Raw genomic sequence first — 25,371 nt, forward strand, 5'->3', positions numbered from 1 at the left:
TTTATCGTCATGCTCCGTATCGTTCTTATTACCGGTATTTCAGGTTCGGGCAAGTCTGTCGCGCTGCGCCTGCTCGAAGACGCCGGCTATACCTGCGTCGATAACCTGCCTGTCCGGTTTCTCCACGATTTTATCGCCAGCACCCGGGAAGACGGCCTTGAGCGCGTCGCCGTCGCCATCGACGTACGTTCGCCCGGCGAACTCGCCGGACTGCCCGATGTCATCACCGGCCTGCGCGCCATGGGCACGGCCTTCAGGGTCATTTTCCTGGATGCCAACGATCATACGCTGCAGCAGCGCTATTCCGAATCGCGCCGGCGCCATCCGCTTACCGACAAGCTGCAGCAAGGCGGCACGACCCCATCGCTGCAGGAATGCATCAATGCCGAGCGCGAGCTGTTGGCCCCGCTGCGCGAGCAAGAGCACGTCATCGACACGTCCGACCTCACGCCCGGCCAGTTGCGCGCCTGGGTGCGCGATCTGGTTCAAGCCGACCGCGCCGCCGTGGTCCTGACATTCGAGTCGTTTGCCTACAAACGAGGCGTCCCCGGAGACGCCGATCTGGTCTTTGACGTGCGCTGCCTGCCCAATCCTCATTACGACCAGGCTTTGCGACCACTGACCGGGAAAGACGAACCTGTCGCAAAATGGCTGAGCCAGTTTGGCAGCGTCGAGACCATGGTCGAGGATATTGCCGGATTCATCCGGCGCTGGCTTCCCCTGTACATGCAGGACACCCGCAACTACCTGACCGTCGCCATAGGGTGCACAGGTGGGCAGCACCGATCGGTTTACGTCGTGGAACAGCTCGCAAGGCGGTTTGCCGACCACTCCCCGCTTCTGGTGCGGCATCGCAACCAGCCTCCCTCCCACATCCCATGACGACGCCATTACGTACGATCACCGCGGCCCTGACGCTGACATGCCTGCTTGTCCTGGCAGGCTGCTCGACGACACGCACACGAGGCGGCGGATACTATAAAGACGACGGCCCAGGCGCCCATCCCCCCTCCAATATCGATGCCATTCCAGATGCTGTCCCCCGCATCGAAACCCATTCCAGCGCCACCAGCAAGCCCTACGTCGTTTTCGGCAAACGCTACGTTCCGCTGAGCTCGGACCGCCCCTTCCGGCAGCGCGGCATCGCTTCCTGGTACGGAAAAAAATTCCACGGCGCAAAAACCTCCAATGGCGAAACCTACGATATGTACGCCATGACGGCAGCCCATCCCACATTGCCGATTCCCAGCTATGCGCGGGTCACCCGGGTCGGAACCGGCAAATCCGTCATTGTGCGCATCAATGACCGCGGGCCCTTCCACAGCAGCCGTATCATGGATCTGTCGTATGTCGCCGCGGCAAAGCTGGGCATTATCGGCCCCGGGAGCGGCGAAGTGATTGTCGATGCGATCACCAACCAGGATATTGCCAGGGGTGAAACGCATATCGACGACATTGCCGCGGCCGGGGGCACCATCCCCGAAACAGCTCCCGCCACCGCCGTGGCCGTCGCCGAACCTACGCCCAATGTCATGGCTGCCCTGCAAGGCACACGGGAAGATGCCTCGTCAACGCCGCCCGACCCCATCTCAAACGAAGCCGCGCCCGCCACACCCACGCCGCAATTCGCCAGGGCGCCCGAGAGCACGCCCGCCAACACTCCCAGGCCGGCATTGCTTGCCTACTCCGACAACTCCGCACAGGCGATGAATGTCGGGAACAACCAGATCTATCTGCAATTCGGCGCCTTCAGCGGTTCGGAAAACGCTCAACACATGGCGCAGAAGCTCAATCAGAAAATCGGTCAGATAGAAAGCCGGCCGGTCCGGGTGGAAACCGACAACAATCTGTTCCGTGTACAGATCGGCCCGTACCCCAACCGCACCGCGGCCGTTAACGCCGCCGTGCGTATCCAGCAGGAAACCGGGGCTCAGTCCACGATTGCGGTGCGTTGACGAGCCAGCGCCAACGCGTACAGCGTATCGCGCGACACGCCTGTTACCTTGGCGGCAATCCGCGCGGCATCCCGCACGCTCACTGATTCCAGCAGGGCATCCAACAATACCAGCGTCTGCGGATCGGCCTCTGCCGCCGTCTGATCCGCGGGTGGCTGGTGCACGATCAATACGAACTCGCCCTGGCTGTGGTGCGCGTCGTCGGCCAGCCAGGCCGCCACCTGGCCCAGGGGTAACGTGACCACCTGTTCGAAGCGCTTCGTCAGTTCGCGGGCCAACGTCAGCAAACGATCCGCGCCGCATACTTGCAACAAATCCCTGACAGCGGCCTCAAGACGGTGGGGCGACTCGAACATCACAACCGGAGCCGCAACGGCGCACCAGCGTGCCAGCCATTTTTGCCGGGCCGTTGCCTTGGGAGGCATGAACCCCGCGAATACAAAGGCAGGATTCTCGTCGGACGTAACTCCGCTGGCCATAAGCGCCGTAATGACGGCGCTTGCGCCGGGAATCGCCACAACCCCATATCCCGCCTCGCGAACCGCACGAACGATCCTGGCGCCCGGGTCGCTGACTGCGGGAGCCCCCGCATCGGAAATCAGCGCCACACGCTCCCCCCCGGCCAATCGCGCCACAATCGCCTCGGCGGCACCCGCCTCGTTGTGGCGGTGTGCAGCCATTAGAGGTGTTCTCACCCCCCAGGCATCGAGCAAGGAACGGCTCGCACGGGTATCTTCGGCGGCTATCACATCGCAACGCGCCAGCGTCTGCCAGGCGCGTAAACTCAAGTCGCCCAGATTGCCTATCGGGGTAGCCACCACATAAAGCGTCGCCTGAGGCCAGGTCTGGCCTGCGACACGTTCAGTGAGACGATTCCATGTCGTTTGGGAATCTACAAAATCAGGAGTTTCACTCATACTAGGAAATAAGCGTTAAAACAGGACAATAGCCATGCCTGGCGAGGATCAATTCATTCATGCGCTGGCTCGAACCGCCCAAAAAGAAGCCGTACGCAAACGGCGCAGGCGACTATCCCGCGCCAAAACCAGGCCTCCTGCGAGTCCGACCGCAGTACTGTCGCCGTCTCAACGCGCCGGGCAGCAGGCGGAACAACATGCCAGGCGCCATCTGGAAGCTGCCGGCCTGACCATAGTAAGGCAGAATCTGCGCTGCAAAAGCGGTGAAATCGACCTCATCGCCCTGGATGGCGCAGTCCTGATTTTCATTGAGGTCAGGCACAGGCATTCCCGAAGCCATGGCGGCGCAGCAGCCAGTGTAAACCCCGAAAAGCAGAAACGCCTGATCAAGGCCGCAAATTATTTTTTGCCTGCCCTGAGCCGGCAATACTTCGGCGGCGCGGTTCCGCCCTGCCGTTTCGATGTGGTGGCCGTGGAACCTGATGGCATAAACTGGCTCAAACATGCATTTGCCGCCTGGTGAAGCCGACGGCCATCCGTTACGTCCGTTGACATTCTTTTCAGTCGAACATGAGATAATACCCACTATGGATATGACATCACGCATGAACTCGCACTTCGATGATGCCATCGATGCTTTCAAGGCCAGCTCCAAAGAGCTTGCCGCCCCACTTGCGGCGGCTATCGACCTGCTGTTTGGCGCCCTGGCCAACAACGGCAAGATCCTGGCCTGCGGCAACGGCGGGTCGGCGGCCGATGCCCAGCACTTTATTGCCGAACTGGTCGGCCGCTTCGAACGCGACCGCCTGCCGCTGGCGGGCGTTGCGCTGAATACCGACACCTCGATCCTGACCGCGGTGGGCAACGATTACGGTTTCGACACCATTTTCGGACGCCAGGTCAGCGCGCTTGGACAACCGGGCGATGTGCTTGTCGCAATCTCCACCAGCGGCAACTCCGCCAACGTCGTCCAGGCCATCGATGCCGCCCACGAACGCGAAATGTCGATCATCGCCCTTACCGGCAAGGGGGGCGGAACAATCGGCTCCCTCCTGCACGAAACCGATATTCACTTATGCGTCCCGCATGAACGCACAATGCGCATCCAGGAGGTCCACATCCTGCTCCTGCATGCACTCTGTGACGGTATTGACGCCTTGCTACTGGGAGACACCTTGTAATGCCTAAGCTCAAACATTTCACCGCCCGTTCGCTCGTGCTGGCCTCGCTGGCCACACTCAGTCTCGCCTCCCTGTCGGGTTGCGGCCTGCTGGTAGTGGGCGGCGCGGCCGCCACCACTGCCTCGGTCGCCAGCGACCGCCGTACCACCGGCGAGCAAGTGGAAGACAAAGCCATCCAGATCAAATCCGCCGACGAAATGAACAAACTGGTGGGCGACAAAGGGCGCATAAACTCCACCTCGTATGCGGGCTGGCTGTTGCTCGTGGGCGATGTGCCCACCGAACAGATCAAGCAGCAGGCTGAACAGACCGCCAGCAAGATCGAAAAGGTCAAGAAAGTCATCAACGAGCTGAGAGTGGGCGACATCACCCCGTTCAGCGTGCGCACCAACGACACCTGGATCACTTCCAAAGTAACCGCGGCGCTGATCGACACCAAGGGGGTTCCAACCCGCACGATCGTCGTTCTCACCGAGCGCGGCGTCGTGTATCTGATGGGCAAGGTTACCGATGCCGAAGGCCAGATGGCAGCCACCGCGGCGTCGGGCGTGAGCGGCGTCAATAAAGTAGTAAAATTATTCGAGATCGTCACGCCGGAAAGCCTTCTGCAACGGCAAACACCGGCTCCGGTCCAAGATAACGCGGCAGCTCCCAGTTCAACCCCGGCGCCAGGCGGTACTTCCGGCGGCGCACAAGCCCTACCCATCAAATGAAAAAAACCTTAGTCAGTCTCGTCGTCCTGGTTGCGCTGGCAGGCATCGGTCTATGGCAGTTCTCCGGTTCCGCCAAGGCGGCGCCCGATGTCACCTTCGTCTCGCTGAGCGGGCAGAAAATCACACCGCAGGATTTGCGCGGCAAGGTTGTGCTGGTCAAATTCTGGGCCACCGACTGCGTCACCTGCATCCAGCAAATGCCCGATATGATCAAAACCTACGATGCGCTTGCGCCCAAGGGATTTGAAGCCATTGCCGTGGCCATGCAATACGATCCCCCTAACTATGTCAAAAACTACGCCGAAACGCGCAAATTGCCCTTTCCGGTAGCCATCGACGCGCAGGGGCAGATCGCCAAGGCTTTCGGCGACATCAGGCTGACTCCAACCGCGTTCCTCATCGACAAGCAGGGGCATATCATCAAGCGCTACCTGGGCAACTACGACAAGACGGCCTTTTTAAACACCGTCGAAAAGGCTCTTGCCAGTTGATCCCGGCGCAATCCGCTGTGCGCCATCAACCCGAGACCGCAACGCGACTCTCGGGTTTTTTACATGTCCCCGGCGTCTCGCTACGGGGCTACAATTGCGCTCGAACGTGGGCAAGCCTTGCCTGAAGACATCAACCCTTTTCCTCCTGCCGCCATGACTACATCGTCTTCCTCCGATTCCTCCACGTACACCTCCAAGGTCAAGGCCGACGTCCTGTCCGAAGCCTTGCCGTATATCCGCCGCTTCCACGGCAAAACCGTGGTCATCAAATACGGCGGCAACGCCATGACGGAAGAACATCTGCAACGCAGTTTCGCGCACGATGTCGTGTTGCTCAAGCTGGTCGGCCTGAATCCTGTGGTGGTGCACGGCGGCGGGCCGCAAATCAACAGTGCCCTCAAACGCATCGGCAAGGAAGGCACCTTCGTCCAGGGCATGCGCGTCACCGATGCCGAAACCATGGAAGTGGTCGAATGGGTGCTCGGCGGCCAAGTCCAGCAGGATATCGTCATGATGATCAACGAAGCGGGCGGCAAAGCCGTGGGCTTGACCGGCAAGGACGGCTGCCTGATCCAGGCGCAGAAGAAAATGCTGGCCGACAAGGACAAACCGGGGCAATGGCTCGACATCGGCTATGTGGGCGACATCACGCGCATCGAGCCGGCCGTGGTCAAGGCTTTGCAGGACGACCAGTTCATCCCGGTCATATCCTCGATAGGCTACGGCGAAGACGGCACCGCCTACAACATCAATGCCGATGTGGTGGCCGGGAAAATGGCCGAGGTGCTGGGCGCCGAGAAGCTTGTCATGATGACCAACACGCCAGGGGTGCTCGATAAAAACGGCGATCTCCTGCGCAGCCTGTCGGCCCAGACCATCGACGAACTGTTCGAAGACGGTACCATTTCAGGCGGCATGCTGCCCAAAATCTCATCGGCGCTCGACGCCGCCCGCAACGGCGTCACCTCGGTCCATGTCGTCGACGGACGTGTTCCACATTGCCTCCTGCTCGAAATACTGACCGATCGCGGCGTGGGAACCATGATCAGCTCTCACTAGGCCGCGATGCGGGCGCTTCTCACTCCCATCGCGCCACACCGGTCCCGGCGGCCGGCGGCAGCCGAGACCGTCTGGCTCTTCGACCTGGACAACACGCTGCACGATTCATCCAGGGCCATGTTTCCAGCAATCGACCGCAGCATGACATCAGCCGTCATGCAAAGCCTGGGCCTGGATCTGGATACGGCGACGCAATTGCGCACCCGCTACTGGAAACGATACGGAGCCACGGTCATAGGCATGGTCCGCCATCATGGGGTCGACGCCGAAACCTTTTTAAACCTGAGCCATGCGTTCGATGTCGCCTCTCTGGTGCATTCCGAATCCGGCCTGGCCTATAAGCTCGGGCGGCTCAAGGGCCGCAAGATCGTGCTCACCAACGCACCGCTCAACTATGCTCGCGAGGTCCTGAAAACGCTGGGGGTGCTGCACTACTTCGAAAGCCTGTGGTCCATCAACCATATGCGCCTGCAAGGCCAGCTCAAACCCAAGCCTTCGGCCGCGCTCATGAAACAGGTCCTGGCCAGGATAGGCGCTCCCGCACAACAGGTCGTACTGGTCGAAGACACACTCAGAAATCTGAAAACCGCGAGGCAGATCGGCATGGGAACCGTCCACATCTTCCATCCTGGAACTCCTTTTTCGGGCAAGCACAGCGGGCGCAGCGCCTATGTGGACCTACGGGTCAATTCAATCGGCGAGCTGCTCCTCAGCCGCCGGCCCTTGCGCCGCTAAGCCCCGCGTACCCACCCATGAATCGCCAGCCCGGCGCCCGCAAGACGCAAATACTCGAAACACTGGCTTGCATGCTGGAGCAGCCGCACTCGGCACGCATCACTACGGCGGCACTGGCCAAAGAGATCAATCTGTCCGAAGCGGCTCTTTACCGTCATTTTTCCTGCAAGGCGGCCATATTCAAAGACCTCATCAATCTTATCGAGACCCTGATTTTCGAAGATTCGCATCATATCAATGCCACTGAACCCAGAGGCAGAAGACAGCTTGGAAAACAAGTGCATGCCCTGCTGTTGTTCGCCGAACGGCACCGCGGGCTGACACGGGTGCTTACGGGCGATGCGCTGGCCACCGAAGACTGGCAACTGCAGGCGCAGCTCGACAATCTGATTGCCGATATCGAAGCCATGCTCAGGCAAAGCGCCCAGCAGGCCGCTCACGAACTGCCGCCCGGATCCGATGCGGGCATCATGGCCAGCCTGCTGATGCATTGGGTACTGGGCCGATGGCTGCGCTATGTGCAAACCAGTTGGCGGGTCCCGCCAGCCGAGGGCTACGCCCCAGAACTGGCTTTATTGGGCTTATGAGGCCGGCAAGGGCCGTGTGCCGCAGACCAGGCAATCGGGGTCGCGCTTGAACTTCACTTCGTTCCATTGCATGGAGAGGGCATCCAGGCACAGCAGGCGCCCCACCAGGGGCTCGCCGACACCAGACAGTACCTTGATGGCCTCGGCGGCCTGCAGGCTGCCGATAATGCCCACCAGCGGAGCCAGCACACCTGTTGTGGCACAACTGACCTCTTCAACGCCATCCGCCTCGGGAAACAGGCAGTGATAGCAGGGCGAGCGATCGTCCCTCAGATCGAATACGCTTACCTGTCCGTCGAAACGGATTGCCGCCCCCGACACCAAAGGCTTGCGATGCCTGACACAGGCGCCATTTATGGCGTGGCGCGTCGCGAAATTATCGGTACAGTCCAGCACCAGATCAACCTGCGCCACGGCTTCATCGAGCAGCGGTCCGGCAAGCCTGGCCACCCTCGCATCGACTTGTATTTCCGGGTTGAGTTCGGCCAGCATCCGCTTGCCCGATTCCGCCTTGGACCAACCCACGCGTGCCGTGGTGTGCAGAATCTGACGCTGCAGGTTGCTGAGCTCGACCTCGTCGTCGTCAGCCAGAATCAGTTGGCCGACCCCGGCCGAGGCCAGGTAGCACGCCGCCGGCGAACCCAGGCCACCGGCCCCTACGATCAGGACGCGCGACGCCAGCAAGCGCTCCTGGCCCTCGATACCCAGCTCGTCGAGCAGGATATGACGGGCATAGCGCAGCAGCTGCGGGTCATCCATTACTGAATCTTGATCAGTCCGTCGGGCGTAATCTTGAAACGCTCGATTTTCTGACCCGAAGGTTGCGCCGGCATGTCCGATTGCGGCTGGACAGGCTTGCCGGCAGGGGCTTTGGAGCCCTTTTCGGGAATTATTTCAGTTTTTTTTTCAGCCGCCCCGGACTTGCCGGCGGGAGCCTCTTTGGGCGCTCCCGCGGTGCCCGGCTTGGCCGACGAAGTCAGGATCAGGCCAGGTTCGATTTTATGTACCGAGCGCCCTTCGAGATAATTGACCGCTTGCCGCAACTGGAAGTCGTCAGTGCCGCCAAACTCGAACATTTTGGGCTCGACCTTGGGCTTGCCGACATCTTTCTCTTCGGCCGTGTTTTCCTTGGTGACGGCGCTGTTGAGCAAATGATGTTTCAGGTCGACCTCGCGCGGCAGCTGGAATAAATTCCCTTGCGCCGTGTCGTCGACGGTAATATCGGGTTCTACTCCGGTAACCTGAATTGAGCGCCCGCTTGGCGTGTAATAGCGCGCCGTGGTGATCTTGATGCCGGTATCGTCGCTGAGCGGCAGGACGCTCTGCACCGACCCCTTGCCGAAAGTGCGGTTACCCATGATTTTGGCCCGCTTGTGATCCTGCAAGGCCCCGGCCACGATTTCGGAAGCCGACGCCGAACCTACGTTGACCAGCACAACCATAGGCACTTTTTTGGTCCAGTTGCCAAGCTCGGAAACCGTGCCGATAGACTTGGCCAGATACTGGTGATTGGACGAAGGCACGCGGCCTTTGGTCGACACCACCAGCGCATTGGGCTTGAGGAAGGCCGACGATACGCCTATGGCGCTTTCGAGCAGGCCGCCCGGATCGTTGCGCAAATCGAGTATCAGGCCCTTGGGCGTGCTTTTCTCGCCCAGGGTGTGCAACTGCTTGACCAGGTCGGACACCGTGGTTTCCTGGAACTGCGAAATACGCACAAAGGCGATATCGTTGGGCAGCATCTTGCTGCGCACGCTGCGCACTTTGATGAGATCGCGGACGATCTTGAATGTTAGGGGCTTGTCCTTGCCGTCGCGCTTGATCGTCAGGACAATCGAGGTTTTGGGCTCGCCTCGCATCAGTTTGATCGCGTCGTTCAGGGTCATGCCCTTGGTGGGCTTGCCGTCGATCTCGGTAATGAGGTCGCCCGCCAGGATTCCGGCCCTGGCCGCAGGAGTGTCTTCAATGGGCGCAATAACCTTGGGCATGCCGTCTTCGCTGCCGATTTCGATGCCCAGGCCGCCGAACCCACCCTGCGTCATGGATTCCATTTCTTTGTAGGCGTCGGGATCGAGGTAGGCCGAATGCGGATCCAGGTCGGAAAACAGCCCCTTGATTGCATCGTTGATCAGCGTTTTGTCGGAAATCGGCTCAACGTAACTGCTTTTGATGGCAGAAAACACGTTGGCGAATTGCTGCAATTCTTTGAGCGGCAGGGGTTCGCCGCGCTGTGCCGCCGCGGAAATCCCCAGACTGACCAAAACGCCGCCGGCCACGCCCAGCGCCACTAAACCGAAACTGCGATACCTGCGAGTGCCCATGCACATTCCCGAATAAATTTTAAAATCATCAATATGCCAATCAACGCAAGGCAAATAGTACCGAAATTAACGCCCTAACCAAAGCAAAGGATTCACCGGCGTACCCTGATGCCGGATCTCGAAGTATAGACCCGACTCCACTTGCCCGCCGGTGGCCCCCACCCTGGCAATGGTTTCTCCCGCGTGAACGATGTCGCCAACCCGCTTGAGCAGGCTCTGGTTATACGCATAAACGGTAAGGTATTTGTCGCCGTGGTCGACAATCATGATATTGCCGAACCCGCTCAGCCAGTTGGCGTAAACCACCCGCCCATCGGCAACCACGTGCACGGGCGTCCCGGCATCGGCGCGCAAAACAATCCCGCGCCAGATGCCTCCATCGGGCCGCGCTACGCCGAAACGGCCTTGCACATCCCCATGTACCGGATACGGCAGGCCTTTTTTCAAGCCGCCGAAACCGCCCGCCGGCATAAGCCGCGTGCCTGACGAGGCGGCCGGTTCGGCCGGCGCGGGCTTGGGCTTGTTCGCCTCGCGGTTCGCCTGCTCGGCGGCTCGCGCCTGGGCGCGCGCCTTTTCCACTTGCTCGCGAACCTGCCGTGCTTCCTGCTCGCTCTGTTCCTGCTGCGCGCGGGCCTGCGCGTCCTGGGCCGCTTTCTCGGCCTGACGGGCGGCTTCCCGCTTGCGCTCGATTTCACGCTGGCGTTCCTGCTGGGCCTTGCGAGCCTCTTGCGCCTTGCGCGCCGCCTCGGCCTTGCGCTTTTCCTCGGCCTTGCGCTTTTCCTCGGCCAGGCGCTCTTCTTCGGCCTGCTGGGCAATCGCCGCGTCCAGGCCGGTAATCAATTTTCCAAGACGCTGCTCGTTATGCTCCAGGCCTTGCGCCTGGGCCCGCTGGGCCTTCAACTGAGCCTCGATTTTGCTCAATACCTGCTGGTGTTCCTGTTTTTGCTCCTCAAGCGATTTCTTCTGCTCGACGGTTTCTTGCGCGACTTTCTCAAGCTCTTTTTTGCGGGCCTCGGAACGAGACTGCAAGCGGGCCAATTCGTCGATGGCGTGGCGAATCGCCCTGACAGTATTGGCCTGCGCCGCCGAAATATAGCCCAGATACCCCAGTTCCCGGCCTATGGCTTGCGGGTCGTCGCCGGACAACAGCGCCGTCCAGGGCGACAGGCCGCTGGCATACTGCGCCCTCAGTTGATCGGCCAGCTCGTTCTGGCGCTGCGCCAATTGCCGCTTCTGCTCGACAATGCTCTTGGCAATATCGGCCAGGTCGGCCTCGGCGCCATGCTTCTGCTGCATCAATTCGTCAAGACGCCGGTTGATCGAGGAAATTGCCGACTCGGAGGCCTTGAGCTCGTCGGCCGCGTCGCGTCGCGACGACTCCTGGCTATCGATGGCCTTTTGCAAAGACTCGATACGGCCGCGCAGCTCTGCCTGCTGCTTCCTGGCTTGAGCCTGCCTGGCCGTCAGCGCGGCCGACGAATCGGCGGCAAACGCCGCACTCGTCCACAAAATCAGCAAGGCCCAGACAAACAAACGCCGCATGCTAGTTCTTTTTAGCCTTGCCCTGAGCCGCCACGGCTGCCATCGCCGCCTCGATTTCGGCTGGATCGCCCAGGTAATAGTGACGGATTGGACGCAATTCGTCGTCCAGCTCGTAGACCAGGGGCTGCCCGGTAGGAATGTTCAGATGCACGATATCATCGTCGGAAATGCCGTCCAGATGTTTGATCAGGGCGCGCAGGCTATTGCCGTGGGCGGCCACCAGAAGGCGCCGGCCGGCCCGCAGCGCGGGCGCAATCGACTCGTTCCAGAACGGAAGAACGCGCTCCACCGTGTCTTTCAGGCACTCGCTTGCCGGCAGCTTGTCGGCCGCAATTTTGGCATAACGACGATCGAAACGCGGATGGCGCTCATCGTCGAGCTGGAGCGGATTAGGCGCAATGGCATAGGCGCGGCGCCATATCAGCACCTGTTCATCGCCGTACTTGGCCGCGGTTTCGGCCTTGTTCAGGCCTTGCAGGGCGCCATAATGGCGTTCGTTCAAGCGCCAGTTCAGGCCCACCGGGGTATACATGGCATCCATCGCATCCAGCGCAATCCAGAGCGTGCGTATGGCGCGCTTCAGCACGGACGCATAGGCCAGATCGAATTCGAAGCCGTTCTGCTTGAGCAATTCGCCCGCCTCCCAGGCCTGCCGGCGCCCGGTTTCGGTCAGATCGACATCAGTCCAGCCTGTGAACCGGTTTTCAAGATTCCACTGGCTTTCGCCGTGTCGCATGAGCACGAGTTTATGCATGGTAAAAAGCGCCTAAAAGTTGAATTATCTTCTCCATTTTATAATCGACTTGTTCGACTCTTATTCCAAGAGCCAATTCGGGATACATCGTGGACTTTCTTTTCAGCCAAAACAACCTATATATTTTGATAATCGCCCTGGTTTCAGGCGGCTTGCTGCTATGGCCCACCCTGAACAAAGGACGCAGCGGCAGCAGTGTCGGCGTTCAGGAAGCCATTCAGCTGGCCAACCAGAAACAGGCCATTTTCATCGACGTTCGCACGGCCGAACAATTCAAAACAGGTAGTATCCCACAGGCACGCAACCTGCCCGCCGCCGAAATCGACGCAAAACTGGCCACCCTACCCAAAAACAAGCCGATTATCCTGGTTTGCGACCAGGGCCGGGACTCCGCCCGCGTCGCGGCCAGCCTGCGCAAGCAAGGGCTGACTGAAACAGTCAGCCTCGATGGCGGCTTGCGCAGCTGGGCCAAAGATGGCTTGCCCCTAAAAAAATCCTGATAACCCTGTCTTAATCCGCTTACACGAAGAAATCATGGCAACTGTCACTATGTATTGCACCGCCGTGTGCCCCTACTGCGTCCGCGCCGAAATGCTGCTGAAGCAGCGCGGCGTAACGGAAATCGAAAAAATCCGCATCGACCAGAATCCCGAGCAGCGTGCGGCTATGATGGAACGTACGGGCCGCCGCACCGTACCGCAAATTTATATCAACGATACCCACATCGGCGGATACGACGATCTATCGGCACTCGACCGCTCCCATGGTCTGGTTCCTTTGTTGAACACCTAAAACCCACACATTATCCATTTCAGGAAAATCTTATGGCCGATCAAGACCAAAACACACAGCAAGACAGTCAAGACCCAAGCTTCAGCCTGCAACGCACCTACGTAAAAGACCTGTCGCTCGAAATGCCCAATGCTCCTCAAATATTTCTCGAGCAGGAAAGCCCGACCGTCGAGGTCTCCATCAATGTAGGCGGCCAGCGCCTGGCCGACACCGTGTACGAATGCTCAGTCACCGCAACCGTCACCACCCGCATTACCGATAAAGTGCTCTACCTGGTCGAAGCCACACAGGCCGGCATTTTCGAAGCCGCCAACATTCCCGACGAGCAGTTGGACCCCTTGCTTGGCATTGTTTGCCCAACCATGCTCTATCCCTATCTGCGCGCCAATATCGCCGATGCCATCAACCGGACCTCATTGCCGCCATTGCATCTGGCCGAAGTCAACTTCCAGAATTTGTACGAGCAGCGGCTGGCACAAATGGCGGAAGAACAGGGCAAGCAAGAGTCCGGCCTGGTGCTGCCCCCCGGCGTGACTCGCCAGTAAAGGCAAAGCCCATGAGCGCGCCAGGCCGCCTGCGTGTTGCAGTACTCGGAGCGGGAAGCTGGGGCACAGCGCTCGCGGCATTGGCCTGCGCCAATGCCGACACCATGCTGTGGGCACGCGATGCGGCACTGGCAGACAGTATCGGCGAACAGCATCGGAACAGCAAATACCTGCCTGAGGTGACGCTGCCCGATGGCTTGTCCTGCACCCACGATTTCGATCGGGCGGTCGCCCATGCCCGCGCCCCCGGCCATGCAGGCGGCCTGATCATACTGAGCGTTCCCGTCGCCGGCCTCAACGAGGTCTGCGTGCGCCTGGCCGCGACACGGCAAGCCCAGGCGTCGCCGCAACATCATGCCGGCACCGCCGCCATGCCTCTGGCCGTCGTCTGGACTTGCAAAGGCTTTCATCAGGAAACCGGACAACTTCCGCACCAGATCGTCCAGGCCGCCCTGCCCGGCCAGGGCGACAAACCCGGGGCTGCACCGCAAACACTGGGCCTGGGAGTGCTTTCAGGCCCTTCATTTGCCCGCGAAGTCGCACAAGGCCTGCCGGTGGCGCTCACCATTGCCAGCCGGCAAGCCTGGGTCGCAGAAATCACTACCGCGGCCCTGCACGGCGGCAGTGCGCGCATCTATACCAGCGACGATGTCGTTGGCGTCGAGGTGGGTGGCGCACTCAAGAACGTCATGGCCATTGCCTGCGGGATAGCCGACGGCATCGGCCTGGGCACCAACGCCCGCGCCGCGCTGATTACCCGCGGCCTGGCGGAAATGCAGCGCCTGGGCACCGCACTGGGCGGTCGTGCCGATACCTTCGCCGGTCTGACCGGCCTGGGCGATCTGGTCCTGACCGCCACCGGGGCCTTGTCGCGAAATCGCCAGGTAGGCCTCGCCCTTGGGCAGGGCCAAACCCTTGAACATATTCTGGCCAGCGGCATGACCGCCGAGGGCGTGCGTTGCGCCCGCGCCGCATTGGCTCTTGGACGTAGCCATGGCGTCGATTTGCCTATCACCGAAGCCGTCTGCGAAGTATTATTCAATGGCGTCGCGCCCAGGCACGCCGTGTCCCGCTTGCTGGCCCGCGAAGCCCGGGCCGAAACACCGACCCCTTGAAACCCGCTTTCCTATGATCTCCACAAGGAATTTTTTCATGTCCAAGTTCTCGCCGACTCGCCGAATCGCGCATAAAGCCATTCTGAGTCTTGCCGCAGGCGCGACAGTGCTGTTGGCTGCCCCGTCCATGGCCTCGCCCTGGCCGGACCGAGCCATACAAATGGTGGTTCCGTTCCCGGCCGGATCCTCGCCCGACACACTGGCGCGATTGATTGCCGACCCCCTGTCCAAAGCGCTGGGCCAGGCCGTTATCGTCGAGAACAAGCCGGGCGCCGGCGGCAATATCGGCACCCGCTATGCCAGCCAGGCCAAACCCGACGGCTATACAATCCTGATGACCATCAATGGTCCCATGGTCACGGCCCCCACCCTGTACAAAAAAACCCTGGGCTACAACCCTGAAACCGACCTGGCGCCGATCACCCTGGTGGGCACCAGCCCGAATGTACTGGTGGTGCCCATGGACTCTCCGGCCAAAACCGTCCAGGAATTCGTGGCGCTGGCCAAGGCCAAGCCGGACACACTGAACTACGGCACCGTCGGCCCCGGCAGCTCGTCGCACCTCAGCATGGCCATGCTGGAACATCAAGCCGGAATCCAGCTGCAGCAAATTCCCTACACCGGCTTTCCGCAAATCATTTCGTCGATCATCGGCGGCGACATCCAGGCAAGCTTCATGGTGCCAGGCATCGCCATGCCGCAAATCACCGCCAACAAAGCGCGGGCGCTGGCCATTACCAGCCTGGAACCCAGCGAAATATTGCCAGGCATACCCACCATGGCATCGTCAGGCTATCCGGGCTTCGAATCCATTTCATGGGACGCCATGTACGCGCCCGCCGGCACCCCTGTGGATATCCTGGACCGGCTCAATCAGGCCATCACGCAAATCCTGACCGAACCCGAAGTCAGTAAAAAAATGGCGGCACTGTATTTCACCCCGGCCCCCTCATCGCCTGAACAGCTCAGCGCCCTGGTTCATAAAGAGAAAAAACGCTGGGACGAAGTCATAGACCGGCTGCACCTGTCGCTGGACTAAACCGCCCGAACGGGTGGGCGCAAGACCCACCCCCGGCCCACGGCGCTCAAACGCTGCCCGCATACCCCATTTGCCGCCACGCCTCATATACCGTCACGGCCACGGCATTCGACAGGTTCAAACTGCGCTGCTCCGGCCTCATCGGCAGGCGCAGTCGCTGCTCAGGCGGGAACAAGGCCAATTGCTCGGCCGACAACCCGGCCGTCTCGCGCCCGAACACCAGAACATCTCCGGCCTGAAAAGCCAGATCGCCCAGCTTGCGCCCAGCCTTGGTCGTCAGGGCAAAGCGACGCTGCGCCGCCCCGCCTATCTGTGCAAAAGCGTCATCCAGGCTGTCATGCACCTGCATGGCCGCCCACTCATGGTAATCAAGCCCGGCTCGCTTCAGCTTCTTGTCGTCGAGCTCGAATCCCAAAGGGCGCACCAAATGCAAATACGCACCCGTATTGGCGGCCAGCCGTATCACATTACCCGTGTTGGGCGGAATTTCCGGCGATACCAAAACAATGTGAAACATGATTTCCTATTCCTCAGACCTGCAAACTGTAAGGCGTACGCGCCACCACCAGCCCGATCACCGAAGCGGCGCCAGCCTCCTTGAATTCACGCGCTATGCTGTCCAGGGTGCTGCCGGTGGTCAGGACATCGTCGACAACCGCAATGACCGCGTCCTCGACCCTGTACGGACACTCATATAGCCGCTCTACGCCAGCGATCCGGCCAGCTCGGGACAGCCCGGTTTGCCGCACACCCTCTCTGGCCCGCACGAGCAGCTCGGGCCGCAAGGCAAACGAGAGCCGAGGGGCCAGCCCACGGGCAATTTCGGCCGCGGGATTAAATCCGCGCCGCCTCAAAGAGGCACGGCTGGCCGGCACGGGAACCATGATTGTATGCTCCGGCAAGGCAGGCTTTGCCGCCAGCACGGCACCGGCCACCAGATCGGAAAACATGCGCGCATGCGAAAAGCGATGCCGTGCCTTGAAATGCTGGATCAGCAAATCGCCCGGTGCGGCGTAATCGAATGCCGCTATTACGCGATCGAAAGCGGGGCGACGCGCGGCGCAATCAGGGCAGCCCGGCTGCTCCAGAGCCAGGGCGCATACCGCGCACCGCAGCGTCGGCGCCGCCATGGACCGCGTAACGTCGAGACGGCAGGCATCGCACAATTGCAAGCCGCGCGACTTGCCTCGGCATAGAGCGCAATCGGCCGGCACCTGCTCCAGCAGATGTTCCCAGTGGCGTCGAACCAGGCCGTAAAATCTCCCCACCCCGCCGGCCTCGGATTCGCGCCGGAATTGCAGATAAGCCATAATAGTGCCAAGAGGTAAAGCTCAGGCGAGCCGATGCCCCTCATCTGAGCACGATTCCTGTTATAGCGCCCCGCCGATGTACGCAAAAATGTCACAACCTCCTACCCTTCCATTAAGCCCCGCACACGTCACCCAGCAATTTGCCCGCCGCCGCCCTCTGGACGAAGCCCAGTTCCTGTACGGCGAAGTGGCGCAGCGCATGCTGCAGCGCCTGAGTTACATACGCATCACTCCGTCGGCCGTACTGGATGCCGGCTGTGGGGCGGGGCATGCGCTCGAACCGCTGCGCTCGCGCTATCCCGACCTGCACTATACCGGCCTGGACTCCTGTTCCGCACTGCTGCAGGTAGCCACGGAGCGCTATGCCGCCAAGCCTAGCCTGTGGCAGAAATTGCGCAACAAACCCACCAATGCGGCACAGTTCGTGCAAGCCGATCTGGCTCATACCGGGCTTGCCCCCGAAAGCCTGGACATGGTCTGGTCGAATATGGCGCTGCACTGGCACCCCCAGCCGCACCTGGTGCTGGGCGAATGGCGGCGCACACTGAAAACCGGCGGGCTGGTCATGTTTTCCTGCCTGGGGCCAGGCTCGCTGCAGGAAGTGCGCCTGGCGCTGGCCGACGCCGGCATCCAGACCATTACGCCCAGCTTTGTCGACATGCACGATTTCGGCGACCTGCTGATCGAACGCGGCTTCGCCGATCCCGTCATGGATCAGGAAATCCTTACCCTGACTTACCGCAACGCCGAGAAGCTCTTGAGCGATTTGCGGGCTTTGGGCGGCAACCCCAGCCTGGGCCGTACACCCGGCCTGGTCGGACGGCAATGGCGGAACCGCCTGCTGGCTTCACTGGAGAAACAGCGTCACCAGGATGGCACCATCCACCTTAGCCTGGAAGTTGCCTATGGTCATGCATGGCGTTCGGCTGTCAACCGCAGTATCCCTGGCGAGACTCGCATTTCCATCGATTCGATCAAACGCAAGTCCTCGCCATAGCGAAAGCGGCTTGCGGGCATGAGGGCGGATGGCTGGAGTATTTTTGGTTTGAGTTGTTTACGGGATTCGATGGGTGGGTATTGGTATCTTAAGACGCCGTCTATCGGGGCTTGGGGTCAGGACCGGCACGGCGTGCTTGATCCGGATCTACCTCGTCCAGGCGGGCGTCGGGCGAACTCGCCCAGCCTCACGAGGCTGGGCTCAGACAGCGCCCGCCGAAGGCTCCCGCCTTCCCTACGGTAGCATCCGGCGCACGCCTTACGCCGGTCCTGACCCCAAGCCCCGATAGACGGCTCACGTAATGGCATGCCTGGAATGAGCGTGCCCGCACCCATGCCTCTATCACGTGACCACTACACCACGATATGCCAAACCCTGGATTTACTAAGCGCCCGACGCCTCGACGTATACCTCGATGCATGACTTCAACGTTTCTCTCGCTGCATTTCCTCAACGCAAGCCGCAGGGTGGGCGGTGCTGTGCAGGCCGGCGGTAGTCCAGCGCCGGGTGCTGACGAAGGGAAGGCGGGGGCTTTCGGCGGGCCCTGTCTGAGCAGTGCCTCGCGCGCGAGGCACTGCGAGTTGGCCCGACGCCCGCCTGGACGAGGCAGACCCGGGCAGTCGGGGTGCGTAGCACCACGACCGCTGGACGTGCCGGACTGCACAGCACCGCCCACCCTGCGGCGTCTTTATAGAATTAACCGCCGCCTACACAGCAAACACAGCAACACACACAGTCCAAGCCAATACAGGCAGCCCAAAGCGCCAACTCAATGTCACTACCCAAGCCTAAAACAGCTCAAAACGAAAATCACTGAAACGCGCCCAGCGCTGTAAACACTCGAACCCAAAAGACCCTAGTTATTCTTCTTGCGCGACGAATCGATGCCCAACTGCTTCAGCTTTCGATACAAGTGAGTGCGCTCAAGGCCGGTTTTTTCCGAGACCCGCGTCATGCTGTGATTTTCACGGCCCAGATGGTATTCGAAATAGATCCGCTCGAATTCGTCGCGTGCATCGCGCAAAGGCTGATCAAGCGCAATACTGCCAAGCAGCGAATTGCCATGCTCCTTGGCCGGCGGAGCGGAGAGCTCGGGGACCGGCGCCGTTGTAAGAGGCTGGCCGAATTCGGAACGTTTTTCGGGGATGCGGGCAGCAGCAGCCAGGCCAGGGGAAAGCACCGGCCGCGCCAGACCCGCCGCAATGGTCTTCAGCAGTTTTTGCAGCGTAATAGGCTTTTCGAGAAAATCGACGGCACCTATCCGCGTGGCCTCGACGGCGGTATCGACCGTGGCATGCCCGCTCATCATGATGACAGGCATATCGAGCAGGCCTTGCGAGCCCCACTCCTTCAACAAACTGACCCCATCGGTATCGGGCATCCAGATGTCGAGCAGCACCAGATCGGGCCGGGCGCGCAACCGCGCCGCCCGGGCCTGAGCCGCGTTTTCGGCAAGCTCGACCGTGTGTCCTTCATCGTAAAGAATCTCGGACAACAACTCCCGGATACCTATTTCGTCATCAACAACCAGAATTCTGGCCATAAAGCCTCACCTATCTTTTTTCCGCATTATCGTTCCCTTGTGCGTCTTCGTCCATAGTGGAGAGTGAATTCGCAAGACGGGTCAAGAGGATGGAAATGCGTGCACCACCTTCACGACGGTTTGAAATGTCTATCCGACCGCCATGTTCCTCAATAATTTTTTTCACAATAGCCAGGCCCAGCCCCGTTCCCGTTGGCTTGGTCGTAACATAGGGCTCGAAGACCCGCGGCAAAACCTGCGACGCAAACCCCTGGCCATTGTCTGAAACAGTAAGACGAACCGCCTGATGCTCGGTTCCTTCTTCAGTACGCGAATGCGTTAGTTTAGTCTGAACATAAATCCGCGCATCGGCCAGAGGCTGATCCTGGCTTGCCGCGTCTCGGGCATTGGCCAGCAAATTGTGTATGACCTGCCGCAATTGGGTCGGATCACCTTCGACCACAGGCAAGTCAGGATCGAATTCAACCTCGATCTTGACGCTTTGCCCATCATCGCGCACGGTCCCGCCGATAGGGTCCCAGCCATACAGCGTCAATACCTCGGCAATCAGCTCATTAATATCGATCTGCTGCATCTGGGCGGGCGGCGTGCGGGCATATTCACGGAAATCGTCGACCATTTTCTTCAGTGACGCCACCTGGTTGACGATGGTATTGGTCGAACGGATCAACATGGCCGAATCGGCTTCATTCAATCGATTCGAAAGCTTCATCGCCAGGCGTTCTGCCGAGAGCTGTATAGGCGTCAGAGGATTCTTGATTTCATGCGCCAGACGGCGCGCCACCTCGCCCCAGGCCACTGTCCGGTTTGCAGAGATGACCTCGCTGATATCGTCGAACACCACAAGGTAGCCATTATTGCGGCCATCCACGCTCAGATGGGTTCCTCGGGCAAGCAAGGTAACGACATGCTTCTTTTTTTCGTTGTCACTGGCGGCTTCGACTTCGAGTTCGAACTGCTGCTGCCAGTACTGGCGCTCGGAACCCACCGCCGTGTGCGCGACAAAAGCCTGGCGTATCAGTTTGGACAGCTCGAACGCGCCATCGACCGTTTCGAGCGGACGCCCCTTGACCGAGCGCAAATCGGTCATCAGGATGGTTTGCGCACCCTGGTTGAGGATGGTGACGCGAAAAGCTTCGTCAAACACCAGCACGCCGGACGACAAATTGCTCAGCACCGACTCGAGGTAGACATTGGACCGTTCCAGTTGCAAGCGATTGCTTTCGACCATATGCCGCGCCTCGTCGAGCTGCCGCGTCATGGCATTGAAAGAGCGCGTCAATTGCCCTACCTCGTCTTTCTCGGGAGGCTCAGGCAAGGGCCGGTAATCGCCCACGCCTACCGCCTGCGTTCCCGCCGCCAGGGTAAGCAAAGGCCGGACCAGGCGGCGCGACAAGGCCAACGCAACCACAATTGCCGCAAACACGGCAAGAATAAGAGCCAGAGTCAGCGTAATGGCATACAGCTTGCGCAGGCCCAGGCGCGACAAAGCCAATTCCTGGTAATCGCGAAACCCCTGCTGAGCCTGATTGGCATTGCGCGCGATCTGTTCGGGAACAGGCTGGATCACCTGCAGCCAGCGTGTGTCGGGCGAGACGCCCAATGCCGACGAAAAGCGGTCCATGGTGTTGACGGGAATCACGACCCGCAGGCGTAAACCGGCACCCGTTTCGTCGCCCCCCCCTTCCTGAGTCTTTTCGTTATAGGTCTCGGCAGCCGAGTAACTGCGCGATACCCGAAGCTGATTCAAGACATTGGCCGGAGGCACGTCAGGCAGCAACTGGCCGTAGGCCGAAGAAGAAAAAGCCACCAGGCGGCCGCTGCCGGTAAATACCAGCGCCTCGGCCACGCCACTGGACTCGCGCAGGCGCGTGATCGCAATGGTCATGTCGGAATCGCTGGAGTTCGCCAACTTGGAAGCAATGTCTTTGGCCCGGCCGGTCAAATCGGCAAGTTGCGAATCGAGGGCGGCCCGGCCCAGGTTGAGGCCCGCTTCGAGAGCGGTATCGACCCGTACGTTGAACCAGGACTCGATGGACCGGGACATGAACTGAACCGAGAGCACATAAATCAGTGCGCCCGGCAAGACTCCTATCAAGGCAAAAGACAAGGCAAAACGCGCCGTCAGGCGGGCGCCAAACTGCCGCCGCCGAATCTGGCGCACCAGCCGCGCGGCGAGCACCAGAACCCAAAAAATCAGCGCAACGGCAAATACGCCATTGAGCATCAGCAAGGTATCGTACTGCTGGGCATAACGGGAGGCGTTGCCGGTGGACCAGACCAGCAGGGCCAACAGCGCCAAAGCACTGATCGCCGCAACGATCAGTGCCAGCCGCAGACCCCACTTCAGGAGGGATCGTGCGCGGAGATTGAAAACGTGAAATCTTTCCATGGGGTCGCTAAAGACCAGGCACTACTGTTGAAGGCATTGATTTGAAAGGGGCGCGCCAGGCGTGAGGTATCCAGGCGCACACGGATCCGGCCATGATAATTCTTGTCGGGGCTGAGATCTTTTATATCGGCGACCGCCCATCCGCGTATATGGCGGATCAGCGACAGGGAATCATCCAGCGACGACTCCGGCAAGGACAGGTCGCCCGTCCCGACACGCCACTGGCGCGTCAAGGCGTTATAGACAATACGCCAGGTAAGCTGTTTGTCGACAACCGTGCGGTCGAACCACCACCAGCGCCTGGAAACAATGGACAGATCGGCGGTGAAATAAATCGGCACGCCTTTTTGCGCCGCATTGCGCAATTCGCTGCTGACCTCGAACTGCACGTCCGCATCGAGATAGAGTTTGCCGTCTCGCGCCGTCGGCTCGACCTGCATCACCTGAGCCGGTTCCGCCGCCCACACCGGTCCGACCCGGGAAGCAAGGCATACGCATAACACGACGGAGAACAAGACTCGGAATATCATCGGCTACCTGCACATTACATGCAAAGACTGTGCGCTATTTTTGACGACTCAAGGCAGTTTGGCAAACAAGGCGTAAAAAAACCCATCATACAGACTCGCATCGCCGGTCTCGGTGATAGGCAATAATTGCCCTGGCGCCGGCAAACGCAGGGCATCGGCATGGCGTTTTAAGAACTGCAGGGCCTGCTGTTCGCCTTCCTGCGGAAAAATGGAGCATGTCGCATACAGCAAACGCCCCCCCGGCTTGACCGTTTTCCATAGAGCATCCACTATTTTGCGCTGCAAGCCGGCAGTCCTGGCCACATCGGCTTCGCGCCGCAACCAGCGTATATCGGGATGACGACGCACAATGCCCGATGCCGTACAAGGCACATCGGCCAGCACCGCATCAAAGGGGCGGCCATCCCACCAGGCATCCGGATCGGCGGCATCGGCACAGCGCAAGGACACATTCGAACCCATCAGGCCTAAACGTTCCAGATTGTGTCCGACTCTGTCCAGGCGGCTCGCATCGGTATCCAGCGCCTGCAATTCTATGTCGGCCAACTCGAGTAAATGGGCCGTTTTGCCGCCCGGCGCCGCACAGGCGTCAAGTACCCGCCACCCCGATTCGGGTTGCAAGAGTACCGCCGCCTGTTGTGCCGAAGCATCCTGCACCGACCACCAGCCTTGTTCAAACCCCGGAATCTGCTGGACGGGCCGAGGCGCCGCAAGGGCAACGCCCGCATCCCCCAGCGGTGAAGCGTCAATCCCGGCTGTCGCCAAGGCTTCCAGCACCTGGGCAGGCGAGGAGCGGCGCACATTGACCCGCAGGCTCATCGGGCCAGGCTGGTTGGCGGCTTCCAGCAAACGTTCCCATTGCCGGGGGTAGGCGCGCTTGACGAGCCTTATCCACCATTCAGGATAATTCCACTGCGCTTCGGGATTTTGCAGCGCTTGCGCTAAAATGGCGCTTCTTTCACGCAAGAAGCCCCGCAAGGTGGCATTCAGCAACCCTTTGTAAGGCACCATCTTGCGCTGGCCTGCCGCTGCCTGAACGGCCTGATCGACCACCGTATGCACGGCATATACTGGCAAATCGCGCCGCAACGGCTCCTGGCCCGGCGATTCGGCGGCTTCGACGGCGGTATCGAGCAAAGCCAGCGATACCAGCAACAGGGCATCGAATACGGCATTGGGAGGCGTACGCTGCACCAGAAGGTTCCTGACCTCGCACATCAGGCCAAGGCGGCGCATCACATGAAAACTGATCGCCTGGCTTGCGGCGCGCAATTCGACCGGTGTAGCCGCCAGACAGTCGGACAGCGACCGGCCCGACAGCACGGCCCGGACATTGTGCGCACTGGCCAGCATAGTGTCTGACAGGGAAATTCGGGACGGTTTGAAAGAAGTATCGGGCACGAGCTATGGCATCAATTGGGGTGAAGATATCTAGCGGACTGTATCACCAAATGGAGCCGGGCTCCCCGGTATTGGGCTCTACCCGTTAAAATTCCTGTCTTTACCGAGCCTGAAGGCTCTACGAGGTTATCCATGAGTTCCCCCAAAGTCGGTTTCGTCAGCCTGGGCTGTCCCAAGGCGCTGGTCGATTCAGAGCGCATTCTGACCCAGTTGCGCACTGAAGGCTATGCCATCACTCCCGATTATGACGATGCCGATGTCGTGGTCGTCAATACCTGCGGCTTTATCGACAGCGCCAAGGCCGAATCGCTCGACGCCATCGGCGAGGCCATTGCCGAAAACGGCAAAGTCATCGTGACCGGCTGCATGGGCGTCGAAGAATCGATGATCCGCAACATTCATCCGGCTGTGCTCGCCGTTACCGGGCCCCAGCAGTATGAACAAGTGGTACGCGCCGTGCACGAGGCGGCTCCTCCAAGCATGGAGCACGACCCCTACATCGACCTGGTGCCGCCGCAAGGCATCAAGCTGACGCCGCGCCACTACGCTTACCTGAAAATATCCGAAGGCTGCAACCACCGCTGCAGTTTCTGCATTATTCCGTCCATGCGCGGCGATCTCGTCAGCCGCCCCATCGGCGATGTCATGGGCGAGGCCGAGCGCCTGGTCAAGGCCGGCGTCAAAGAGCTGCTGGTCATTTCGCAGGACACCAGCGCCTATGGGGTCGATGTGAAATTCCGCAGCGGCTTCTGGAATGGCCGGCCGATCAAGACTCACATGACCCAGCTCTGCGAGGCCCTGTCCGAGTTCGGCGTCTGGACGCGCCTGCACTATGTCTACCCGTATCCGCACGTCGACGAAGTCATCCCACTGATGGCCGAAGGAAAAATCCTGCCTTATCTCGACATTCCGTTCCAGCACGCCAGCCCACGCATCCTGAAAGCCATGAAACGCCCGGCTTTCGAAGACCGCACCCTGGCCCGCATCAAGAAATGGCGCGAAATCTGCCCCGACCTCACCCTGCGCTCGACCTTCATCGTCGGTTTTCCCGGCGAAACCGAAGAAGACTTCCAGTATCTGCTGAACTGGATGACCGAAGCGCAGCTCGATCGGGTGGGCTGTTTCCAATACTCGCCCGTGAAAGGCGCCCGTGCCAATGATCTGCCCGACCCGGTCGCCGACGACATCAAGCAGGATCGCTGGGAACGCTTCATGGCGCACCAGCAGGCCATCTCCACGGCGCGTCTGGCCTACAAGGTCGGCCGCGAAATCGACGTGCTGATCGACGAAATCGATGCCGACGGCGCCATCGGACGCTCAAGCTCCGACGCACCTGAAATCGACGGCAACGTATTTGTGAGCAGCGAAGGCAAGCTCAAACCCGGCGAAAAAATACGCGTGCGCGTCACGGACTCCGACGAATACGATTTGTACGCCGACGCGATCTGACCT

At 60.3% G+C, this 25,371-nt stretch carries 27 protein-coding genes; 16 read left to right on the top strand and 11 right to left on the bottom strand.

Annotated elements, in window-relative coordinates:
* The first annotated feature begins 9 nt into the window (after positions 1–9).
* Together rapZ and LSG25_RS12365 are read left to right on the top strand one after the other, a co-directional pair.
* The gene (rapZ, locus tag LSG25_RS12360) at positions 10–882 is read left to right on the top strand and encodes an RNase adapter RapZ (protein WP_232741230.1); all 873 of its coding nucleotides are present in this window, start codon (positions 10–12) and stop codon (positions 880–882) included.
* The gene (locus tag LSG25_RS12365) at positions 879–1,955 is read left to right on the top strand and encodes a septal ring lytic transglycosylase RlpA family protein (protein WP_232741231.1); all 1,077 of its coding nucleotides are present in this window, start codon (positions 879–881) and stop codon (positions 1,953–1,955) included. Before rapZ ends, LSG25_RS12365 begins: the two co-directional genes overlap by 4 nt.
* On the opposite strand, the gene rsmI is transcribed toward LSG25_RS12365, so the two are convergent.
* Entirely contained in the window at positions 1,931–2,872 is a 942-nt protein-coding gene (gene rsmI / locus LSG25_RS12370; RefSeq protein WP_232741232.1) for a 16S rRNA (cytidine(1402)-2'-O)-methyltransferase, read from the bottom strand. The genes LSG25_RS12365 and rsmI overlap by 25 nt on opposite strands.
* 34 nt (positions 2,873–2,906) lie before the next feature.
* Here rsmI and LSG25_RS12375 point away from each other — a divergent pair, with 34 nt between their 5' ends.
* The 7 genes from LSG25_RS12375 (at position 2,907) to slmA (ending at position 7,638) form a co-directional block, all read left to right on the top strand.
* Entirely contained in the window at positions 2,907–3,395 is a 489-nt protein-coding gene (locus tag LSG25_RS12375) for a YraN family protein (protein ID WP_232741233.1), read from the top strand.
* A gap of 64 nt (positions 3,396–3,459) precedes the next feature.
* Positions 3,460–4,053, top strand: a complete 594-nt coding sequence (locus tag LSG25_RS12380) for a phosphoheptose isomerase (RefSeq protein WP_232741234.1) — start codon at positions 3,460–3,462, stop codon at positions 4,051–4,053.
* Positions 4,053–4,766 carry a BON domain-containing protein gene (locus LSG25_RS12385; protein WP_232741235.1) on the top strand — a complete coding sequence of 238 codons (714 nt, stop codon included), beginning with the start codon at positions 4,053–4,055 and terminating at the stop codon, positions 4,764–4,766. Before LSG25_RS12380 ends, LSG25_RS12385 begins: the two co-directional genes overlap by 1 nt.
* Positions 4,763–5,257 carry a peroxiredoxin gene (locus LSG25_RS12390; RefSeq protein WP_232741236.1) on the top strand — a complete coding sequence of 165 codons (495 nt, stop codon included), beginning with the start codon at positions 4,763–4,765 and terminating at the stop codon, positions 5,255–5,257. Before LSG25_RS12385 ends, LSG25_RS12390 begins: the two co-directional genes overlap by 4 nt.
* Before the next feature lie 153 nt (positions 5,258–5,410).
* Positions 5,411–6,316 carry an acetylglutamate kinase gene (gene argB, locus LSG25_RS12395; RefSeq protein ID WP_232744674.1) on the top strand — a complete coding sequence of 302 codons (906 nt, stop codon included), beginning with the start codon at positions 5,411–5,413 and terminating at the stop codon, positions 6,314–6,316.
* Between the two features lie 6 nt (positions 6,317–6,322).
* A complete protein-coding gene (locus tag LSG25_RS12400; RefSeq protein WP_232741237.1) occupies positions 6,323–7,051 on the top strand; it encodes a pyrimidine 5'-nucleotidase in 729 nt (242 codons plus the stop codon).
* Between the two features lie 17 nt (positions 7,052–7,068).
* Entirely contained in the window at positions 7,069–7,638 is a 570-nt protein-coding gene (gene slmA / locus LSG25_RS12405; protein ID WP_232741238.1) for a nucleoid occlusion factor SlmA, read from the top strand.
* Here slmA and LSG25_RS12410 read toward each other — a convergent pair.
* From LSG25_RS12410 to gpmA, 4 genes are all read right to left on the bottom strand, one after another.
* Positions 7,633–8,397: a molybdopterin-synthase adenylyltransferase MoeB gene (locus LSG25_RS12410; RefSeq protein ID WP_232741239.1), complete on the bottom strand. Its 765-nt coding sequence runs from the start codon at positions 8,395–8,397 to the stop codon at positions 7,633–7,635. The genes slmA and LSG25_RS12410 overlap by 6 nt on opposite strands.
* Entirely contained in the window at positions 8,397–9,959 is a 1,563-nt protein-coding gene (locus LSG25_RS12415) for a S41 family peptidase (RefSeq protein WP_232741240.1), read from the bottom strand. Before LSG25_RS12415 ends, LSG25_RS12410 begins: the two co-directional genes overlap by 1 nt.
* Positions 9,960–10,025: 66 nt before the next feature.
* Entirely contained in the window at positions 10,026–11,501 is a 1,476-nt protein-coding gene (locus LSG25_RS12420) for a peptidoglycan DD-metalloendopeptidase family protein (RefSeq protein WP_370635866.1), read from the bottom strand.
* A gap of 1 nt (position 11,502) precedes the next feature.
* Entirely contained in the window at positions 11,503–12,255 is a 753-nt protein-coding gene (gene gpmA, locus LSG25_RS12425) for a 2,3-diphosphoglycerate-dependent phosphoglycerate mutase (protein ID WP_232741241.1), read from the bottom strand.
* An 89-nt stretch (positions 12,256–12,344) separates the two neighbouring features.
* Between gpmA and LSG25_RS12430 the strand changes: the two genes are divergently transcribed.
* Genes LSG25_RS12430 through LSG25_RS12450 form a run of 5 tightly spaced genes read left to right on the top strand, consistent with a single transcriptional unit; the run spans position 12,345 to position 15,746 of the window.
* Complete coding sequence (locus tag LSG25_RS12430; RefSeq protein WP_232741242.1) at positions 12,345–12,755, top strand: rhodanese-like domain-containing protein; 411 nt, start codon at positions 12,345–12,347, stop codon at positions 12,753–12,755.
* Between the two features lie 34 nt (positions 12,756–12,789).
* Positions 12,790–13,047: a glutaredoxin 3 gene (grxC, locus tag LSG25_RS12435; RefSeq protein WP_232741243.1), complete on the top strand. Its 258-nt coding sequence runs from the start codon at positions 12,790–12,792 to the stop codon at positions 13,045–13,047.
* A gap of 32 nt (positions 13,048–13,079) precedes the next feature.
* Entirely contained in the window at positions 13,080–13,592 is a 513-nt protein-coding gene (secB, locus tag LSG25_RS12440) for a protein-export chaperone SecB (protein ID WP_232741244.1), read from the top strand.
* A gap of 11 nt (positions 13,593–13,603) precedes the next feature.
* A complete protein-coding gene (locus LSG25_RS12445; RefSeq protein ID WP_232741245.1) occupies positions 13,604–14,707 on the top strand; it encodes an NAD(P)H-dependent glycerol-3-phosphate dehydrogenase in 1,104 nt (367 codons plus the stop codon).
* A gap of 37 nt (positions 14,708–14,744) precedes the next feature.
* Positions 14,745–15,746: a tripartite tricarboxylate transporter substrate binding protein gene (locus tag LSG25_RS12450; RefSeq protein WP_232741246.1), complete on the top strand. Its 1,002-nt coding sequence runs from the start codon at positions 14,745–14,747 to the stop codon at positions 15,744–15,746.
* 46 nt (positions 15,747–15,792) lie between these two features.
* Here LSG25_RS12450 and LSG25_RS12455 read toward each other — a convergent pair whose 3' ends face one another.
* Entirely contained in the window at positions 15,793–16,263 is a 471-nt protein-coding gene (locus LSG25_RS12455; protein ID WP_232741247.1) for a tRNA (cytidine(34)-2'-O)-methyltransferase, read from the bottom strand.
* Positions 16,264–16,276: 13 nt separating this feature from the next.
* A complete protein-coding gene (locus tag LSG25_RS12460; protein ID WP_232741248.1) occupies positions 16,277–17,056 on the bottom strand; it encodes a ComF family protein in 780 nt (259 codons plus the stop codon).
* 88 nt (positions 17,057–17,144) lie between these two features.
* Between LSG25_RS12460 and LSG25_RS12465 the strand changes: the two genes are divergently transcribed.
* The gene (locus LSG25_RS12465; protein WP_232741249.1) at positions 17,145–18,053 is read left to right on the top strand and encodes a methyltransferase domain-containing protein; all 909 of its coding nucleotides are present in this window, start codon (positions 17,145–17,147) and stop codon (positions 18,051–18,053) included.
* An 856-nt stretch (positions 18,054–18,909) separates the two neighbouring features.
* Here LSG25_RS12465 and LSG25_RS12470 read toward each other — a convergent pair.
* From LSG25_RS12470 to rsmB, 4 genes are read right to left on the bottom strand one after another with little or no spacing between them, the layout of a single operon-like run.
* Positions 18,910–19,596, bottom strand: a complete 687-nt coding sequence (locus LSG25_RS12470) for a response regulator (protein WP_232741250.1) — start codon at positions 19,594–19,596, stop codon at positions 18,910–18,912.
* 10 nt (positions 19,597–19,606) lie between these two features.
* The gene (locus LSG25_RS12475) at positions 19,607–21,946 is read right to left on the bottom strand and encodes an ATP-binding protein (protein WP_232744676.1); all 2,340 of its coding nucleotides are present in this window, start codon (positions 21,944–21,946) and stop codon (positions 19,607–19,609) included.
* A complete protein-coding gene (locus LSG25_RS12480) occupies positions 21,943–22,518 on the bottom strand; it encodes a DUF4390 domain-containing protein (protein WP_232741251.1) in 576 nt (191 codons plus the stop codon). Before LSG25_RS12480 ends, LSG25_RS12475 begins: the two co-directional genes overlap by 4 nt.
* Before the next feature lie 48 nt (positions 22,519–22,566).
* Positions 22,567–23,871, bottom strand: a complete 1,305-nt coding sequence (rsmB, locus tag LSG25_RS12485; RefSeq protein WP_232744677.1) for a 16S rRNA (cytosine(967)-C(5))-methyltransferase RsmB — start codon at positions 23,869–23,871, stop codon at positions 22,567–22,569.
* Between the two features lie 180 nt (positions 23,872–24,051).
* Between rsmB and rimO the strand changes: the two genes are divergently transcribed.
* Positions 24,052–25,368 (top strand): 30S ribosomal protein S12 methylthiotransferase RimO, encoded by a 1,317-nt coding sequence (rimO, locus tag LSG25_RS12490; protein WP_232741252.1) that lies wholly within the window; start codon positions 24,052–24,054, stop codon positions 25,366–25,368.
* Positions 25,369–25,371 lie beyond the last annotated feature (3 nt).

Source organism: Paralcaligenes sp. KSB-10, assembly GCF_021266465.1.
Classification (GTDB): domain Bacteria; phylum Pseudomonadota; class Gammaproteobacteria; order Burkholderiales; family Burkholderiaceae_B.